This is a genomic window from Streptomyces sp. CRN 30, from assembly GCF_034105845.1.
The window spans coordinates 1-16,855 of record NZ_JAVRHI010000328.1 but is presented as its reverse complement, the minus strand read 5'-3'; the positions used below and the strand labels follow the sequence as shown (position 1 = coordinate 16,855).

Sequence of the window (16,855 nt, the reverse complement as noted above, 5' to 3'; positions counted from 1 at the left end):
GCAGCCAGCAGCCAGCGGCCAGCGGCCAGCAGCCCAGGAGTACAGGAGTGAAAGTGAAAGTTGCCGAGTATGTGAAGTACGACGCGGTCGGACTGGCGGAGTTGGTGGCCGAGGGGGAGGTGACCTCCGCCGAACTGCACGCGGCCGCGCTCGACGCCACGCAGGCGGTCAATCCGCAGATCAACGCGGTCGTGGAGACCTGGCCGGTTGACGACGAGCCGAGGCCCGGCAGCACACCGCTGGCCGGAGTCTCCTTCCTGGTCAAGGACATCGGCGTCGCCATGGCCGGGCGGCGCATGGAGCTGGGCAGCCGCCTCGCGGCCGGCAACGTGGCACGCGCCGACTCCTCCCTGGCGCTGCGCCTGCGCCGCGCCGGACTGGTGACGTTCGGACGTACCGCGACGTCGGAGATGGCCTACAGCATCACGACGGAACCCGTGCTGTACGGCGCGACCCGCAACCCGTGGAACCCGGAGCGGAGCGCGGGCGGCTCCAGCGGTGGCGCGGGCGCGGCTGTGGCTGCCGGGGTGGTCCCCCTCGCTCACGGCACCGACGCCGCCGGCTCGCTCCGTGTCCCCGCCGCCTACAACGGCCTCTTCGGGCTGAAGCCCACCCGCGGCCGGATCTCCATGGGCCCCGACTTCGACGAGCTCTTCAGCGGGCTGGCCGTGCACGGAAGCCTCAGCCGCACGGTACGCGACAGTGCCGCCCTGCTCGACCAGGTCCGCGGCCCGGAACCGGGCGACCCCTACTTCGCCCAGCAGCCGTCCCGGCCGTACACGGAGGAAGTCACCCGCCACCCGGGCGTGCTGCGGATCGGTGTCCTCACCCAGGCATGGGGCGGACGCCGCACCACCGCACCGGTGGCCGACGCCCTCTCCCGCACCGTGCGTCTGCTCGAATCCCTCGGCCACCGGGTGGAGGAGGCCGAGGTCGGCCTCGGGGCCGACTGGGAGGAGTACGTCCTGGCCAACGCCCGTCTGTTCACGGCGGACCTCGCGGCCACGGTCGGCGGACTGGCCGCCGCCTTCGGCCGGCCCGTCGACTCCTCCACCCTCGAACCGGCGACCCTCGCCGGCTACCACTACGGGCAGCGGGTCAGCGGCGCCCAGTTCGTCACCGCTCTCACGATCCGCAACCGTGTCGCCCGCGCCTTGGCACGGTACTTCGGCACCTACGACATACTGCTCACCCCGACCGTGCCGGAGCTGCCCACGCCCCTGGGCGCCCATGCCGAGAGCGCGCGGACGCTGGACGGCCTCGGCTGGATCGGCCACGTCTTCGACCACTCGCCGTTCACCATGCCGGTGAACATGGCGGGCACGCCCGCCATGTCCGTACCGTTGACGGCGGACGCCGGGACGGGGCTGCCGGTCGGCATGCAGTTCGCCGCCGGATACGGCCACGAGAGCCGCCTCTTCCGCCTCGCCGGCCAGTTGGAACAGGCGAGCCCATGGACGGGCCGGACCCCCACGGTGTGGGCAGGGGATCGCACGGGCCACTGAGGCGGCCCGAGGCCGCTCACGGGCTCGGGCTCGGCATCGGGTTCGGGCTCGGGCTCGGGTTCGGAATCAGGAACACGTGCACCGACTGGTCCTTCGCCCGGAACCGGCCGGGGCCGTCCTTCTTCGCCCGGTCGGACACGACCACCACGTGGTCGGCCGAGACCCACGACACCCCCTCCGCGTTGCCGTAGACCGGACGCCCCTTGCCGTCGGTGGGCAAGGGGTGGACCGTGCCCTCGTCGACCCGCCACTTGCCGGTGGACAGCCGCCCCACCCACAGCGCGGACGACGCCTGCGACAGTACGGCTATCCGCCCGTCACGCACGGACACGCCGCTGTAGTCCTCGAACGGCAACGACCGGGGCAACCGGACCGTCGCCGTGTGCGCCCAGCGTTTCCCGTCGCGCCGGAACACCTGGATCCGGCCACCGCCCGGCTTCCGCCCCCGCCTGCCGCCCTGGCACCGGTTCCCCTCGCACAGGGCGAGGAGATACCCCTTGCCCGAGCGCTCGACCCACTCCAGGCCCTCCATGCCCTTGTTGGCGTGGGTGAGGGGGAAGCCGAGCGGCGCCGACCCGACCGGGCGGAGGTTCGCGTCGTACTCCCGTACCCGGGCCCGGAACCTCCCGGACCTGCCCGGCTCGGCTTCGCTCAGCGCGAAGCAGTGGCCGGTGAGCGCGTCATGGGTGAGGTCCTCGTACCCCACCACCGGCCGTGCGCCGCCGGACTTGCGGCCCCGCCCGCCGACGTCGATCACACAGTTCTCCGGCGCCTTCGGCGACAGCTCGCTGCTCACGCGGATGAAGGAGGGCAGGTTGTCGCAGACGACGAGGAAGGCGCCGTCGCGGTAGAGGACGCCGCTCGCTTCCAGCCGGGTGCCCGCGCCGTCACCGAGCAGGTCCCGGAGCTTGGCCTCCTTGACCAGCCGCAGCTCGCTCGCCTTCTGCCGCCCGGCGCCGCTCATGAGGGCAGCACCTCCTCCGCCCCCGGGAACACCGCCCCGCTCGCGCCGTCGGGATAGGTCTTGCGCAGCTCGGCGAGCTGCTCGCGCGCACGGTCGTAGCGCATGCGCGTGTAGTGGTAGATGCCGTACGTGAACTGCGAGCCCCGGCCCAGCTCCCACTGGCGGTACCCGGCCCGGTACACCTCGTCGTTGGTGAACTGCCGCCCCGTGAAAGGCCGCCCGTCCGGGGTCGTGGACTCGCCGTACGCCGCGGACGACACCAGCTGCCACAGACCGTCGCTCCGCCCGGAGCCCTCCGCGCCGAGCAGCGCCGCGACCCGCTCGGGCCCGAACTCGGTGTCCAGGAGGTGTTCGAGGTGGTCGAGGTAGTACTGGCAGAAGTCGTGGTGCCGCAGCAGGTTGGTGAGGAGCGGCAGCTGGGACACCGCGTGCGGCGCGTGGTTGATCCGGCAGTACGCGCGGGTCGCCTCCGGCCAGTCCAGCAGGTCCGTGTACTGCCACGGCGTCGAGAAGAAGTCGATACCCGAGCTGTTGTCGTAGTCCCACGGGACGAATGTGAAGTAGGGGCGGGACATGAACCCGCCGGGGTCGCCGAGCCGCCCGGAGTTGTAGAGGTAGTAGTTCGACGGCGTGGCGAAGTAGTTGTCCCAGCTGCCGAGGAGGACGTTGGCCCCCGCCCAGCGGAGGAACGCCCGTACGTTCAGCACGGACTCGACCGACTCGCGGAACGCGTCCGTCCCGAACCGGTCGGCACCGCCCGCGAGCCGCACCCCGTTCACGGCCCGGACGAGTTCCGCCAGGTCGTCGTAGGTGCTGGCCGACGGGTCGTCCTCGTTGGTCTTCAGCCGGTACGTGCGGTCGTCCGCACCGCTGCCCGGGGTGAAGTACTGCCGGCCGCTGTCGTCCCCGTCCTTGCCGGTGCGGTGTTCCAGGGTCGCGCAGCCGATGTCACCGCAGTACGCCTTGTAGAGGTTGCCCTCGGAGTTCTTGCCGAAGTGGTCCTTCAGGAACTTCTTGTCGACCTGCTCGATGACCGAGAACAGTCCCATGTAGCGGTCGTCGATCGAGAACGTGGCGTAGGTGTGCTGCGACGCGGGGATGCCGGCGCGTTCCAGCAGCCGCCAGGCCACGGCCTCCCGCATCTGCGAGGGGTCGTTGTACATCGCCTTGAGGTTGACCCGCTCCATGCCGTACAGCCGGTCCTCGCTCGTACCGACCTCGAAGTCGATCTTCCAGGAGCGCTTGGGCGCGTGCGCGGTCAGATTCCCGCTGTTGACCATGGAGAACGCGCCCGTCGACAGCAGCGAGTCGGAGGAGCCGCTCCGGGCGAGGGTCAGCCGGGCCCCGTCGGGCGCCACCGTCACCTCGTCGGCGGTCAGCACACCGGCCGGCCAGCCGGTGACCCTGACCTGATACATGTCCCCCGCGAAGAACTCGGCCTTGTCCTCTGCCGCCCCGAGGTACTCGTCCACCATCCGTCCGACCGCGGTGAGCTGCCCGTCCGCGCCCGCCCGCACGAGAACGCCGGGGGCCGTGGTGTCCGGCACGTCCCCCTGTCCGGCCTGCTCGGCGAGGAGCAGGTCGTACACCGCGCTGAACTCGGCCTTCGTCCGCAGCACGGCGTCCGACGGTCCCGCCGCCGCGTTGGCCCGCTCGGCCAGCCGCCGCCCCGCGCCCGCCGGCAGCGCGGAGACGGCGACGGCCTGGTTCTTGAACGCGTCCCGGAACGTGCCCTTGTCGATGATCCTGTCCACGACGGCCTCCCTGGGTCGACCTCCCTCTCTACGCCCGCCACTACATGACCGCCAGACGGAGAACCGGCCTGCCGGTTACCGGGCCCGGCACAGGGCCGACTACCGGCCCGGCCCGGGGCCGACTACCGGGCCGATCCGGGGCCGACTACCGGCCGGCTCGGGGGTGGCGGCCGACCCGGTACCGCCCGAGCCGCCGACCTGCCGCTCGGTGGCGCCACCCGGTGCGCGATACTTCACCGGTGAGTTCGCGTACTTCCCCGCCCAGCCGGCCGGTCACGATACGGAGGGCCGTCGCGCGGGACGCCAGACGGCTCACGCGGCTCGTGCGGGGCTCCGGTGCCTACACCGGAAAGTACGCGGCCACCGTCGCGGACTACCGGGTCGGCCCGGACTACATCGAGGCCCACCGCACCTTCGTGGCCGTGGGCGCCGACGAGCAGGACGGCCGGGTCCTCGGCTTCTACTCGCTCGTCCTCGCTCCACCCGAGCTCGACCTGCTGTTCGTCGCCGACGACGCGCAAGGACGGGGCATCGGGCTGGCGCTCGTCATGCACATGCGGTCCGAGGCCCGCGCCGCCGGGCTCGACCGGGTCAAGGTCGTGTCGCACGTTCCCGCCGAGGGCTTCTACCACCGTGCCGGCGCGGTACGGACCGGAACCGCGCAGGCGAACCCACCCGCCGTGCCGTGGGACCGCCCCGAATTCGAGTTCCGCATCGCTTCGAGCTGACAAGCCGAAGGGGGAGCGGCTGAAGGGAGAGCGGTCACTGGAGCCTGAGTTATGGCGGCGATCTTCTGGGCACTGCTGAACGTCGGGCCAGCCGACAGAAAGAGGCCGTCATGGGTGAGTCGTCGCGGAACGTCACGGTCGTGACCCTTCTGGCGGACCCGGACGCGCCCACGGAAGTCGCGCGGCGCATGGCCAGGGACCTCCCCGCTCGGCTCGCGGACGCGTCCGGCCAGGAGCGCCGGTACGACGTCAAGGTGGTGAGTGAGCCCTTCACCGCAGGGACCGAGGACCTGCCCACGCTCATACGCCGGGTCCTGGACCGCGGGCGTACGGAGGACTGGGACATCGTTGTGGCCCTCACCGACCTGCCGTTGCACTCACAGGGGCGCAAGCTCGTCGTGGAGCTGAGTCATGAACACGGCCTGGCGCTTCTGTCCCTCCCCTCGCTGGGGGGTCTGCGTCTGCACAGGAGGGCCCGGCGGGCGGTTGAAAAGGCCGTGCTCAGCCTGGCCGGTGCGCAGACCGCCGAGGCCGACGGGACCGGCCACCGCCGGTCGCCGGGAGACTGCACCAGTCGCCTTACGCCTGTTCACCGGGCCCCGGTCGGCGACGAGGAAGCCGCGGATCTCCGGTATGTCGTCGGCGGTCCGCGTGGTTACCTGCGGGTGCTCGGCGGTATGGTCCGGGCCAACCGGCCGTGGCGCTTGGTTCCGGGACTCTCGAAGGCCCTGGCGGCCGCACTCGCCACGGGGGCGATCGCCACCGTGAACTCCACACTCTGGAGTCTGGCCGCATCCCTCGACACTCCGCGACTCGTGATCGCCATGGTCGGTTCCATCGCACTGATGATCGGCTGGCTGATCGTGGACGCGCGCCTGTGGCACCGGTCGACAGCGCACTCGCCGGAGGAGAGGAAGCGGGCAGCTCTCTACAACGCGTCGACGGTCGTGACCGTGGGTATCGGGGTGCTCGTCTGCTACGCCGGGTTGCTGGTCATCAACCTGGTGTGGGCGCTCTTCATCCTCAACGGCCAGGTGTTCGCCTCCCTGACACGCACCCCGCTGCACGCCGCGGAGTACTGGACGCTGGCCTGGTTCGTCGCTTCGGTCGCCACGGTGGGCGGGGCGCTGGGATCGGGCCTGGAGAGCGACGAGGCGATCCGGGCAGCCGCCTACTCCAAGCGTGAACAGGAACGCCGCCGCATGCTGGACACCGACGAGGACTAGCCGGCCGGCTCTCGGAGCCTGCCGGGAGTTCCGAGGGCCGTAGAGGATTGGACGCGCACCACGCGGATACTCCGGCATCGTCCGGCACGGGCCCTTCACCGCCCCCCGCTGAAACGGCTCGTCGCTCCCTGAACACCTCACCGCATGTGAGGAGCACCGATGACGACCGATACCCGCTCACCCTCCGGCCTGCGGCACGATCCGCTCGTACGTGGCCTCGGCTGGGCCAGTGCGGCCCTGGGAACGCCCCAGGTCCTCGCCCCGGCCGGCTTCGCGCGGGCCCTGGGCGTCGGCGACGCCCCCCGGCACCGTTCGCTCACGACCGCCGTCGGCGTGCGCGAACTGGCGGCGGCGGCCGGGCTGCTGGGACGGCCGCGTCCCGTCTGGCTCTGGGGCCGCGTCGGCGGGGACCTCATGGACCTGGCGATGCTCGCCCGAGCCTTGAGGAACCACGACGGTCGCGGCCTCGGACGCACCGTCGCGGCGACGGCCGCGGTCACCGCCATCACCGTCACGGACGTCTACGCGGCCGTGACCCGCACGCGCAGGAGCACCCCCATGGAACTGACCGCGGCCACCACCGTCACCCGGCCCCCGGACGAGGTGTACGCCCTCTGGAAGGATCTGGAGAAACTGCCGGACTTCATGGCGCACCTGGAGGAGGTCCGCGTGACCGGCGCGCGCACCAGTCACTGGCGAGCCGACGCGCCGTTCGGCAGGACAGTCGAATGGGACGCCGAGATCACCCAGGACATCCCCGGCCGGCTGATCGCGTGGCGGTCGGTGGACGGTGCCGACATCGACAACTCCGGCGAAGTCCGTTTCGGGCCGGCCCCCGGCGGCCAGGGCACGGAGATACGGGCGTCCCTGCGCTACGAACTGCCCGGCGGAGCGCTGGGCAAGGAGGCGGCGCGCTACTTCGGCGAGGAGCCGCACCAGCAGCTGGACGACGACCTTCGTCGCTTCAAGCAGATCGCGGAGACCGGTGAGGTCGTCCGTTCCGAGGGCGCACCCGGCGGCAAGCGGGCCCGCGGCGAGTTCCCGCAGCACCCGGCCCGGCCGCTGACCGAGGACAAGCTGAAGGAGGCCCTGGCATGAAGGCCAACTGCTGGACGGGACGCAACTCCGTCGAGGTGCGGGACGTCCCCGACCCCTCGATCCTGAACAGCCGCGACGCCATCGTGAAGATCACCTCGACGGCGATCTGCGGCTCCGACCTCCATCTGGTCGACGGCTACGTGCCCACCATGGAGAAGGGCGACATCCTGGGCCACGAGTTCATGGGAGAGGTCGTCGAGGTCGGCCCCGGCATCGGCGACGGCACACTGCGCGTCGGCGACCGGGTCGTGGTGCCCTTCCCCATCGCCTGCGGCGCTTGTGCGTCCTGCCGCAGGGAGCTGTACTCGTGCTGCGAGAACAGCAACCCCAACGCCGGCATCTCGGAGAAGATGTTCGGTCATCCCACCTGCGGCATCTACGGGTACTCGCATCTCACCGGCGGCTTCGCCGGCGGCCAGGCCGAGTACGCGCGGGTGGTGCTCGCCGACGCCAACGCCCTCAAGATCGAGTCGGACCTGACCGACGAGCAGGTGCTCTTCCTGTCGGACATCCTGCCGACCGGGTACATGGGCGCCGACATGTGCGACATCGAGGAAGGTGACGTCGTCGCCGTCTGGGGTGCCGGGCCGGTCGGCCAGTTCGCCATGGACGGCGCCCGGGTCCTGGGCGCGGAGCAGGTCATCGCCATCGACAAGGAGACCTACCGGCTCGACATGGCCGCCGCCCAGGGCTACACCACCATCAACTTCGAGGACACCGACGTACGGTCGGCCCTGCTCGAACTCACCGGCGGCCGGGGCCCGGACAAGTGCGTCGACGCTGTCGGCCTGGAGGCCACCCACGGTGCCTCCCACGTCAACCTCTACGACCGTGCCAAGCAGGCGGTCCGCTCCGAGACCGACCGGCCGCACGCCCTGCGCCAGGCCATCATGTCCTGCCGGAGCGGCGGCGTGGTCTCGGTCATCGGCGTCTACGGCGGGCTGGTCGACAAGTTCCCGGCGGGTGCCTGGATGAACAGGTCGCTGACCCTGCGCACCGGACAGTGCCATGTGCAGAAGTACATGAAGCCGCTGTTGCGGATGGTCGAGCAGGGCAAGATCGACCCCACCCGGATCATCACCCACCGGCTGCCCCTGACCGAGGCACCGGCCGGCTACGACCTGTTCAAGAACAAGAAGGACCGCTGCGAGAAGGTCGTCCTGAAGCCGTGAGGGCGGCGACGGACAGTGTCGGTTGATGCCGGTGAGCGGCCTGTGCGGGAACATGGCCGGCATGGCCTGAGCGTGACCTTGTGTCGTGCCGGGTGGTGTCTGTCTGGAGAGGCGGTCTTGATGTCCGTGCGCGTGACCATCGACAGTGAAAGCTGCGTCGGCAGCGGAATGTGTGCGTTGACTGCCCCGGCGGTGTTCGACCAGGACGACGACGGATACGGGGTGGTGCGTCCGGGATCGGAGGACGGCCGAGGTGATCCGATGCTGCTGGAGGCCGTGAGGGGATGCCCTGTGCAGGCCGTCGCCGTCCTGGAGGCGGGGTGAGGCGGGCGTGGTCAGAGGGGGCGGCCCGGCTGGGCGCCGGCGATGATACGGGTGGCAGCGGCGGCCAGGGCGCGTCCCTCGGCCGTCGCCTGCCTGCGCAGCAGCTCGAAGGCGTCCTCCCCGGGGGCTCCCCGAAGGGCCCCGGGGGGCTCCCCGGAGAGAGCCCCCGGGGCCCCTGGGAAACCCGGTCACCGTACTGATGACAGGCGACGGCCAAGAAGCCGGTCCTCACCGCGTGGACGTCGTGGTCAGTCCGTTGTCACCGGCTCGGCGTTCCCCTCCCGGCCGCCGGGCGTGACCTCGCACTCCAGCCGGTCCTCCCGCACATCGCAGGTGACGGTGTCGCCGGGGCCCACCTGGCCGTCCAGCAGCATGTTGGACAGCCGGTTGTCGAGCTCCGTCTGGATGGTGCGGCGCAACGGTCTGGCACCGAACTCCGGCTGATAGCCCTGCTCCGCGAGCCATTCCTTGGCGCCCTCGGTCACCTCGAGACCGACCTGTTGCGCGTGCAGCCTGCGGCGACTGCGCTCCAGCAGCAGGTCGACGATCCGCACGAGGTTCTCCCGGGTGAGCGCGTGGAAGACGACCACCTCATCGATGCGGTTCAGGAATTCGGGACGGAAATGGCCGCGCAGTTCGGCCATCAGGTCGTCGCGGATCTCGTCCACGTCGCCGTGGTGGTTGAGGATGAGCTGCGAGGCGAGATTGCTGGTCATGATGACGACGGTCTGGCGGAAGTCGACCGTACGGCCCTGCGCGTCGGTCAGCCGGCCGTCGTCGAGAACCTGGAGCAGCAGGTTGAAGACGTCCGGGTGCGCCTTCTCCACCTCGTCGAACAGCAGCACGCTGTACGGCTTGCGCCGGACCGCCTCGGTGAGCTGCCCGGCTTCGTCGTAACCCACGTATCCGGGAGGCGAGCCGACGAGGCGGGAGACGGTGTGGCGCTCCTGGAACTCGCTCATGTCGAAGCGGATCAGCCGGTCCTCCTGGCCGAAGAGGATGTCGGCGATGGCTTTGGCGAGTTCGGTCTTGCCGACGCCGGTGGGCCCGAGGAAGAGGAAGCTGCCGGTGGGCCGGTCGGGGTCGCCCATCCCCGCGCGGCCCCGCCGCACGGCCTGTGCCACCGCGGTGACCGCCTCGTCCTGGCCGATCACCCGCTCGTGCAGGGTCTCCTCCAGCCGGATCAGCCTTTCCCGCTCGGTGGCCGTGAGCTGGGCGACCGGGATGCCGGTGCGCCGGGAGACGACTTCGGCGATGTCCTCCTCGGTGACCTCTGCCACGGGTGCGCGCTCGCCGTCCAGGCCCGAGAGCCTGCGCCGGGTCTCGTCGATCTGTCCCTTGAGCTCGGCGGCCCGCTCGTACTCCTCGTTGTCGACGGCTTCGTCCTTCTCCCGGTTCAGCCGGGTCAGTTCTTCCTGGGCCTCGTCCGCCTCGGGGCTGTCATCGCCGCCGCGCAGCGCCACTCTTGCCCCCGCCTGGTCCACCAGGTCGATGGCCTTGTCGGGCAGGAACCGGTCGGTGATGTAGCGGTCGGAGAGGACCGCCGCGCCCTCCAGCGCCGCGTCGGTGAAGCGCACGCCGTGATGGGCCTCGTAGGAGTCACGCAGACCCCGGAGGATCTCCACGGTCTCGTCGACGGTGGGCTCCGGCACGATCACCGGCTGGAAGCGGCGTTCCAGCGCGGCGTCCTTCTCGATGTGCTTGCGGTACTCCTCCAGCGTCGTCGCGCCGACCACGCTGAGGTCGCCGCGCGCCAGGGCGGGTTTGAGGATGTTCCCCGCGTCCATGGCCCCCTCGCCGCCCCCACCGGCACCGACGACCGTGTGGAGCTCGTCGATGAACACGATGATGCTCTCCTGCGCCTCGGTGACCTCGTCGATGACCTTCTTCAGGCGCTCCTCGAACTCTCCCCGGTACTTCGAACCGGCCACCAGCCCCGGCAGGTCCAGGGCGACCACCCGTCTGCCCCGCAGGGTCTTGGGCACATCGCCGGAGACCACGCGCTGCGCGAGGCCCTCCACGATCGCGGTCTTGCCGACCCCCGGGTCGCCCAGCAGCACCGGGTTGTTCTTCGAACGCCGAGAGAGGATCTCCACCGTCTGCTCGATCTCCTGGGCCCGCCCCACCACCGGATCCAGGCGTCCCGCGCGGGCCTCTTCCGTGAGGTCGCGGCCGTACTCGTCGAGCGTGGGCGTCGCACTGGACCCGCCCCCCGCCGAACCGCCGCCGGCTCCGCCCGGCCCCCCACGGTCGCGGCGGGCTCCGGCGGCCTCCGGGCCCAGCGCCCCGGCCGCACCGGCGGAGGGGTCCTCCACGACCGCGGCCAGGATGTGCTCGGGCCCGATGTAGGACGCACCCGCCTCCTGGGACTTGGCGTGGGCCCTGAGCAGGGCCCGCTTCGCCGCCGGAGTCAGCCGTGGTTCCGCCACCCCGCCGCCGGCCGGCAGCGACTGCTCCACCCGTGCCGCGAGCGCGTCGGGATCGGCACCCGCCTGCGTCAGCAGCTGGCGTCCCTGGCCGCCCTGGGCGGCGGCCCACAGAAGGTGCACGGTGTCCAGATCGGCCCCGTCCTCGGCGGCACGCCCGCCGGCCGTCGCCAGAAGCTCCTGTGCGGCATCGCTGAGCAGGCGCCCGATGGGCACCCGCTGGACCGCCGGCGGGGAGGCCGCCGGGCTGGTGCCGAAGAAGCGGTTGAACAGGTCCGAGAACGGGTCACCGGACCCGAAGGGCGAAGTAGTCACAGCGGTCATCCGATCCGGCGGGCACCCGGCCCGGGTGCGGTGTCGACGAGGAGAGGACCCGCGGACAGGTGACACACGCCGCTCGGCGGCTGCACGGGCCACCGGTGTACGGGCCTCACCCCACCTTGGGACCCGACCGCTGTATCCGCACGTCAGCCACCCTCCCGGTCGCTCACGCGGGTGACTTCACCCCCCCCCGCCGCCGGACATTGGGAAACCGGCGAGGGTCACGCTCCCCCGCTCCCCCTGAGGGCGGACGACTGCGGCGTGCACGGGCGACCGGGATCACGCGTTCGCGCGCAGGAGCCGGACGGATGCCGGCCCGTCTGGCCGCCCAGGGACGCGGCGATCACCCCTGACCGGCGTCTGCGGGACCGCCAAGAGCACCATCGACCGCGACGCCGACCGTGCCGCCCCACCAGCTGTCCGCGCTGGCCGACCCCTTTCTGCGGGCCGACCCCCCTTCTGCGGCTCCCGTGAGGGTGCCGCCGTGGTCGCGGGAGTGAACGAGTCCCGGACGGGAATCGGGACGCGGTGCGAGGCGTGACGGGCGGCGTCGTCGACCAGGTCGGTCGCGCAGCAGCCGTTCGTACTCAGTGGGGTGTCCCGTGTACGTACTCGTCGGGATGCCCGTCTGCGTACGCCTTCCGCCGTCCTTCCTGGTCGGACCTGCCCCGGGCGCGTGGCTGTCGCGCGCCGGGACCGAGTTCCTCCATGCCTCCGCCCTAGGCGACGGCGGCACGGCGGCCGGTTGCGACGACCTCGTACGGCACGGTGCTCCTGCGGCCGGGGACCGTACCCTCGCTCGGCTGATCGGCAAGGGCAAGGAACTGTTCCTGAGCCTGTCCCGAACGTGCGTGCTCCGGCGGGCGATGCCGTGGTGGACCCACGCGCCCGCCACAGCCATGTGGCCGTCCGCCCGGTGCCCGCCGGGAGGCGCTTCTCGGCAGCGGTTGATCAGCGCGTCCCGGCCCCGGTCCTGCCGGCCGTTGAAGCGGGGCGGTGCTTCCCAGCGTCGTCGCCACAGCTCAAGGCCGTGGCGACGAAGCACGTACGCACGCTGAGCGCGCCATCGAACTGTTCACGGAGCTGGGCGACACACAAGCCTGCGTCGCGGCATACCGGACGCTGTCCTGGACCGCGGAGCGACAAGGAGACCCGGAGACGGCACTCCACGCGGCGCAAGATCAATCGCACGTTCGCCGACCGTGATCGCGACGCCGGAGACAGCTGCGGACTGAGGGCCACAGCAGTCGCGCTCAACATGGTCGGCCGGTGCCACAGCCGGCTCGGGCAGCACAGGCAAGCCCCCCACCACTGCCGGCAAGCCATGGCTCTGTGCCAAGAACTCGAACGTTCCCCGACGCGCGGGAAGTCGGCCGGACGGTGCTCGACGAATCCACCGTGCCGGTCCTTCGGTCATGCGAGACCGGCGCTGCGGTCGAGCATGGACGGCCCCGCCGATGGGGACCGTCGGACCTGTCGCGGGACCGGTGGCCCCTGCTCGGCGCGGTCGCGGAGCGAGACGCTGGAGACGCAGTGAAGGGCCAAGGAGGTGGGCGGTATGCCTCGCCTGATCACCGTGGGAATCGACGATTCGCCCGAGAGCCGGGCCGCCGCCGAGTGGGCGGCGCGGGAAGCGGCGCTGCGCGATCTGCCGGTACGGCTGCTGCACGTACGGCAGCCGGTGCCGCAGCCGGCGTCCCGGGCACCGCTCCTGGGAGGCGAGACCAGGCAGCACTGGAACGAGCGGACACCCCGGGACGCCGCCGAGGGGCTGGCGCTGCGCCATCCCGGCGCCGAGGTGATCATGGAGCAGCGGGTCGGCGCACCCGCCGCCGTCCTCGTGGAAGCCGCCCGCGACGCCGAGATGCTGGTCCTCGGCTCCCGGGCGCTGAGCGGACTCGGCGGCCTGCTGCTCGGCTCGGTGGCACAGTCCGTGGTCGGCCGTACGACGACGCCGGTGATACTCGTACGCGCGGGCGAGCAGGCCGCCGACGAACATGTCATGGACCCCGCCGGAGTGCCCTCGGCCGCCACGCCCTTCCGGCCCCTGGTCCTGGGCGTCGACACCGAGCGGCCCGACGACACCCTGCTCGCCTTCGCCTTCGAGGAGGCGCGGCGCCGCCGGTGCTCGCTGCACGCGGTACACGGCTGGCACCTGCCGTCCGCCTACCCGTACGCCCTGGCGGCCGGTGCCGTCCTGAACGGTGAGATGGCCCGTCGGCAGGCGGCAGTCCTCACCGGGACACTGCGGCCCTGGCAGCGGAAGTTCCCCGACGTCGGGGTCGGCAGGATCTCCCGTCTCGACAGCCCGTCGCATCTCCTGGTCGAGACGGCACGTGACGCCTCCCTGGTCGTCGTGGGCCGGCGCGTGCGCCGGGGGCGCCTCGGGGCACACATCGGCACCGTGGCCCACGCGGTGCTGCAACACTCCACCGCACCCGTCGCGGTCGTCGCGCACGAATGAACGACGCGGCGGCGGCCGATACAGGAGGTATGACATGCCGAAGTCACCAACGAGCCGACGCCCCGGGGCCCCGCCACCGTTGCTCACGCTGGCAGGCGCCGCTCTCGCCGTCTACGTACTGCGGTTCCGGCCGAGGCTGTTGACCTGGGGCGCTACCCCGGGGGAGGCCGCCGGGCCCTTGCCCGGTGACGAACTCGTCCCCGACGCCGACACCACCTCGACGATGGCCGTCACGCTGCCGGCACCGCCGGCGGAAGTGTGGTCCTGGCTGGTGCAGATGGGCGGTGACCGGGCCGGCTGGTACAGCTGGGACCGGCTGGACCACTACGGCGAGCCCAGCGCGGACCACGTCGTACCCGAGTGGCAGAAACTGGAGGAGGGGCAGCGGCTGCTGGCGACGCGGGACGGCAGGTCCTGGTTCACGGTGGCCGGCTTGGAGCCGGAACGCACCCTGGTGCTGCGTTCCGACGTGGACCTGGCGGCGGGACGCTCCTTCGACCCGGCGTTGCTGCCGCTGCCGTGGCCCCGGCTCGACGGCGTCTGGAGCTTCCACCTCAGGCCCCTGCCCTTCGACGAGACCCGCCTGGTGGTCCGCACCCGCGGGAAGGGCCGCCCCCGGTGGCTGACCGGACCGCTCGACCTCCTGCTGGGGGAACCGGCCCACTTCATCATGCAGACCCGCCAGTTCCACAACCTGCGCACCCGGCTCGACGCGCTCGCTTGACGGAGAAACCCCCCTGAAGGGAAGACCCCCGGAAGGGGTCGTGACGTACAGGAGGCCCGGCATGAAACTCGAGACACGGTCCGGTCACACGATCAACGTCACCCGCTTCGCGCCGCGGCAGTTCCCCGCGGACAAGGCACGCGTCGTCCTCGACACCGCGTTCCCCGCGCACGGTACGGGCGGGTCCTGGACGTCCCTCACCCCGGAGGAGGCCAGGCGGCTGGCCGGGCTGCTGCTCTTCCAGGCGGCCGCCGCCGGTCCGGAGCCCGGCTCGTCGTCCGGCACCGTGGACGTCGTGCCGATCGCGGGCGACGCCTACGAGGTGCGGGTGCGCGGGCATGTCCTGACGGTCGACCAGCCGCTGACCGCGGGCGGCACAGACACCGCGCCCACGCCGGTGGAGCTGTTCGTCGCGGCCGTCGCCTCGTGCGCGGCGCACTACGCGGGCCGCTTCCTGCACCGGCACGGGGTGAGCCGGGAGGGGCTGTCGGTGCGGGCCCGGTTCCGCATGGCGGACGACAGGCCGCCGCGGGTCGCCGCGCTTGTGGTCTCCGTACGGGTCCCCGCGGCGCTGTCCCCGCAGCGGCTGTCCGCGCTGCGCGCGGTCGTCTCGCACTGCACGGTGACCAACACGTTGGCGCGGGCACCGAAGGTGCAACTGGACGTACGGCGTGCCGCCGACAGCGACGGAGTCGTCCGGGAGGTGGAGGCGAGCAGGTGACCGACCCGCGTCGACCGCGTCCGCACCCTGGCCTGTACTCATCCCCATGACGCCGTCGGTGTGTTCGTCCCCGAGACCGTATTCGTCCCCGAGTACGTCGCGAGTACGTCGTGGGCCACCGGTGGGAGAACCCGCCGCACGACCGGTCCGACCAGTCCGCACCGTGGCTCAAGGGCCGGCCGCTGTCCGTGCCCGTCGTTCCCCACCCCTGACGGGTCGATCCCTGTCTCTGACCTGGCTCACCTGACTCACCCCTCACCCCCTCGCCTGACTCACCTGGCCGTCGGTGGTCCGACCCGGCCCGTCGCTCACGTGTCCAGTGCGAGACCCCACGTCTCCCCGGGGTGAACGGTGATGGACCGGTGGGGCAGTCGGACGTTCACGGGGGAGCGGTCCGAGGAGGGCACCTCGATCTCCAGTCGTCCGGATTCGAGCCGGAGGCGGATGCCCCAGTGGCCCCGGTAGCGCAACGCGGAGCAGTAGGACGACAGTTGGGGCAGTGGCACCGGGTCCAGCCACAGCGCTCCGGAGCGGGTCTCCAGGCCGGTCAGGCCGCGCTGGACGAGGTCGAGGGTGCCGGCCATGGCGCCGAGGTGGATGCCCTCTCCGGTGGTGCCGCCCTGGAGGTCGGCGACGTCGCCCTTGAGTGCCTCCTGGCAGAAGGTCCACGCCTCGGAGCGGCGGGCGCGGGCCAGGACCCAGCCGTGCACGAGGCCGCTGAGCGTGGAGCCGTGGCTGGTGCGGGCCAGGTAGTGGTCGACCGTGCGCCGCCAGAGGTCGTCGTCGAGACGGTGGCCGAGCCGCTCGAACAGTGAGCGCAGTTCGGCCGGTGAGAAGAGGTAGCCGAGCATGAGGACGTCGGCCTGTTTGGAGGCCCGGTAGCGGTTGACGGTGTCGCCCTCGGCCTCCAGGATCCGGTCCAGGCGCCGGATGTCGCCGTACCGCTCGCGGTAGCCCGTCCAGTCCAGTTCGGCGAGGGCGCCGTACCCCTCGAACTGGCTGATGACGCCCTCGTGGAAGGGGATGTGCAGGGTGCGGGAGACGTCCTCCCACTGCTCCAGCTCGCCGCCGTCGAGTTCGGTGCGTTCGACCAGTTCGCGGCGGCGCGGCTCGGGCAGGGCGCGCAGCACCTCCAGGGTTCGGGTGAGGACCCAGGCGGCGGTGACGTTGGTGTACGTGTTGTCGTCCAGGCCGGGCTCCTCGGCGCCGGGACAGGCGTCGTGGTACTCGTCGGGGCCGACGACACCGCGCAGGCGATGCCGCCGCAGGACCGGGTCGTACACAGCGGAGTCGGCCCAGAAGCGGGCGATCTGGAGGAGCATCTCGGCGCCCTTGGTGTGCAGGAACTCGGCGTCCCCGCTCGCCTCGCAGTACTGCCACACGTTGTAGGCGACGGCCGAGCCGACGTGGTGCTGGAGGTGGGAGTGG

The 16,855-nt window shown here is 71.6% G+C and carries 14 protein-coding genes; 10 read left to right on the top strand and 4 right to left on the bottom strand.

Going from position 1 to position 16,855, the window contains the following annotated elements; all coding sequences use genetic code 11:
* Positions 1–53: 53 nt before the first annotated feature.
* Positions 54–1,505, top strand: a complete 1,452-nt coding sequence (locus UW392_RS35010; RefSeq protein ID WP_320779237.1) for an amidase — start codon at positions 54–56, stop codon at positions 1,503–1,505.
* Between the two features lie 16 nt (positions 1,506–1,521).
* Here the strand turns inward: UW392_RS35010 and UW392_RS35005 are convergent, their stop codons facing one another.
* Positions 1,522–2,469 (bottom strand): hypothetical protein, encoded by a 948-nt coding sequence (locus UW392_RS35005; RefSeq protein WP_320779236.1) that lies wholly within the window; start codon positions 2,467–2,469, stop codon positions 1,522–1,524.
* Positions 2,466–4,223 (bottom strand): CotH kinase family protein, encoded by a 1,758-nt coding sequence (locus tag UW392_RS35000; protein WP_320779235.1) that lies wholly within the window; start codon positions 4,221–4,223, stop codon positions 2,466–2,468. Before UW392_RS35000 ends, UW392_RS35005 begins: the two co-directional genes overlap by 4 nt.
* 239 nt (positions 4,224–4,462) lie before the next feature.
* Between UW392_RS35000 and UW392_RS34995 the strand changes: the two genes are divergently transcribed.
* The 5 genes from UW392_RS34995 (at position 4,463) to UW392_RS34975 (ending at position 8,771) form a co-directional block, all read left to right on the top strand.
* Positions 4,463–4,951: a GNAT family N-acetyltransferase gene (locus UW392_RS34995; RefSeq protein ID WP_320779234.1), complete on the top strand. Its 489-nt coding sequence runs from the start codon at positions 4,463–4,465 to the stop codon at positions 4,949–4,951.
* A 110-nt stretch (positions 4,952–5,061) separates the two neighbouring features.
* Positions 5,062–6,177, top strand: a complete 1,116-nt coding sequence (locus tag UW392_RS34990; RefSeq protein ID WP_320779233.1) for a hypothetical protein — start codon at positions 5,062–5,064, stop codon at positions 6,175–6,177.
* A 159-nt stretch (positions 6,178–6,336) separates the two neighbouring features.
* On the top strand, positions 6,337–7,275 hold the full coding sequence (locus UW392_RS34985) for an SRPBCC family protein (RefSeq protein WP_320779232.1): 939 nt from the start codon (positions 6,337–6,339) through the stop codon (positions 7,273–7,275).
* Complete coding sequence (locus UW392_RS34980) at positions 7,272–8,447, top strand: zinc-dependent alcohol dehydrogenase (protein ID WP_320779231.1); 1,176 nt, start codon at positions 7,272–7,274, stop codon at positions 8,445–8,447. Before UW392_RS34985 ends, UW392_RS34980 begins: the two co-directional genes overlap by 4 nt.
* Before the next feature lie 132 nt (positions 8,448–8,579).
* Positions 8,580–8,771: a ferredoxin gene (locus UW392_RS34975; RefSeq protein ID WP_414496736.1), complete on the top strand. Its 192-nt coding sequence runs from the start codon at positions 8,580–8,582 to the stop codon at positions 8,769–8,771.
* A 248-nt stretch (positions 8,772–9,019) separates the two neighbouring features.
* Here UW392_RS34975 and UW392_RS34970 read toward each other — a convergent pair whose 3' ends face one another.
* A complete protein-coding gene (locus UW392_RS34970; protein WP_320779230.1) occupies positions 9,020–11,521 on the bottom strand; it encodes an ATP-dependent Clp protease ATP-binding subunit in 2,502 nt (833 codons plus the stop codon).
* Positions 11,522–12,514: 993 nt separating this feature from the next.
* Between UW392_RS34970 and UW392_RS67100 the strand changes: the two genes are divergently transcribed.
* The 4 genes from UW392_RS67100 (at position 12,515) to UW392_RS34955 (ending at position 15,427) form a co-directional block, all read left to right on the top strand.
* On the top strand, positions 12,515–12,724 hold the full coding sequence (locus UW392_RS67100; RefSeq protein WP_414496735.1) for a tetratricopeptide repeat protein: 210 nt from the start codon (positions 12,515–12,517) through the stop codon (positions 12,722–12,724).
* A 352-nt stretch (positions 12,725–13,076) separates the two neighbouring features.
* Positions 13,077–13,982, top strand: coding sequence for a universal stress protein (locus UW392_RS34965; protein ID WP_320779229.1), 906 nt, complete (start codon positions 13,077–13,079; stop codon positions 13,980–13,982).
* 34 nt (positions 13,983–14,016) lie between these two features.
* The gene (locus UW392_RS34960) at positions 14,017–14,706 is read left to right on the top strand and encodes a hypothetical protein (protein WP_320779228.1); all 690 of its coding nucleotides are present in this window, start codon (positions 14,017–14,019) and stop codon (positions 14,704–14,706) included.
* A gap of 61 nt (positions 14,707–14,767) precedes the next feature.
* Positions 14,768–15,427, top strand: coding sequence for an OsmC family protein (locus UW392_RS34955; RefSeq protein ID WP_320779227.1), 660 nt, complete (start codon positions 14,768–14,770; stop codon positions 15,425–15,427).
* 308 nt (positions 15,428–15,735) lie between these two features.
* On the opposite strand, the gene UW392_RS34950 is transcribed toward UW392_RS34955, so the two are convergent.
* The coding region (locus tag UW392_RS34950) for a glycosyl hydrolase family 65 protein (RefSeq protein ID WP_320779226.1) at positions 15,736–16,855 on the bottom strand (1,120 nt) is incomplete at its 5' end.

What these genes read in the sequence shown, in the direction of transcription:
- UW392_RS35005 (WP_320779236.1), bottom strand. Translation starts at nt 2,469, where the DNA reads ATGAGCGGCGCCGGGCGGCAGAAGGCGAGCGAGCTGCGGCTGGTCAAG.
- UW392_RS34990 (WP_320779233.1), top strand. Translation starts at nt 5,062, where the DNA reads ATGGGTGAGTCGTCGCGGAACGTCACGGTCGTGACCCTTCTGGCGGAC.
- UW392_RS34985 (WP_320779232.1), top strand. Translation starts at nt 6,337, where the DNA reads ATGACGACCGATACCCGCTCACCCTCCGGCCTGCGGCACGATCCGCTC.
- UW392_RS34980 (WP_320779231.1), top strand. Translation starts at nt 7,272, where the DNA reads ATGAAGGCCAACTGCTGGACGGGACGCAACTCCGTCGAGGTGCGGGAC.
- UW392_RS34970 (WP_320779230.1), bottom strand. Translation starts at nt 11,521, where the DNA reads ATGACCGCTGTGACTACTTCGCCCTTCGGGTCCGGTGACCCGTTCTCG.
- UW392_RS34965 (WP_320779229.1), top strand. Translation starts at nt 13,077, where the DNA reads ATGCCTCGCCTGATCACCGTGGGAATCGACGATTCGCCCGAGAGCCGG.
- UW392_RS34960 (WP_320779228.1), top strand. Translation starts at nt 14,017, where the DNA reads ATGCCGAAGTCACCAACGAGCCGACGCCCCGGGGCCCCGCCACCGTTG.
- UW392_RS34955 (WP_320779227.1), top strand. Translation starts at nt 14,768, where the DNA reads ATGAAACTCGAGACACGGTCCGGTCACACGATCAACGTCACCCGCTTC.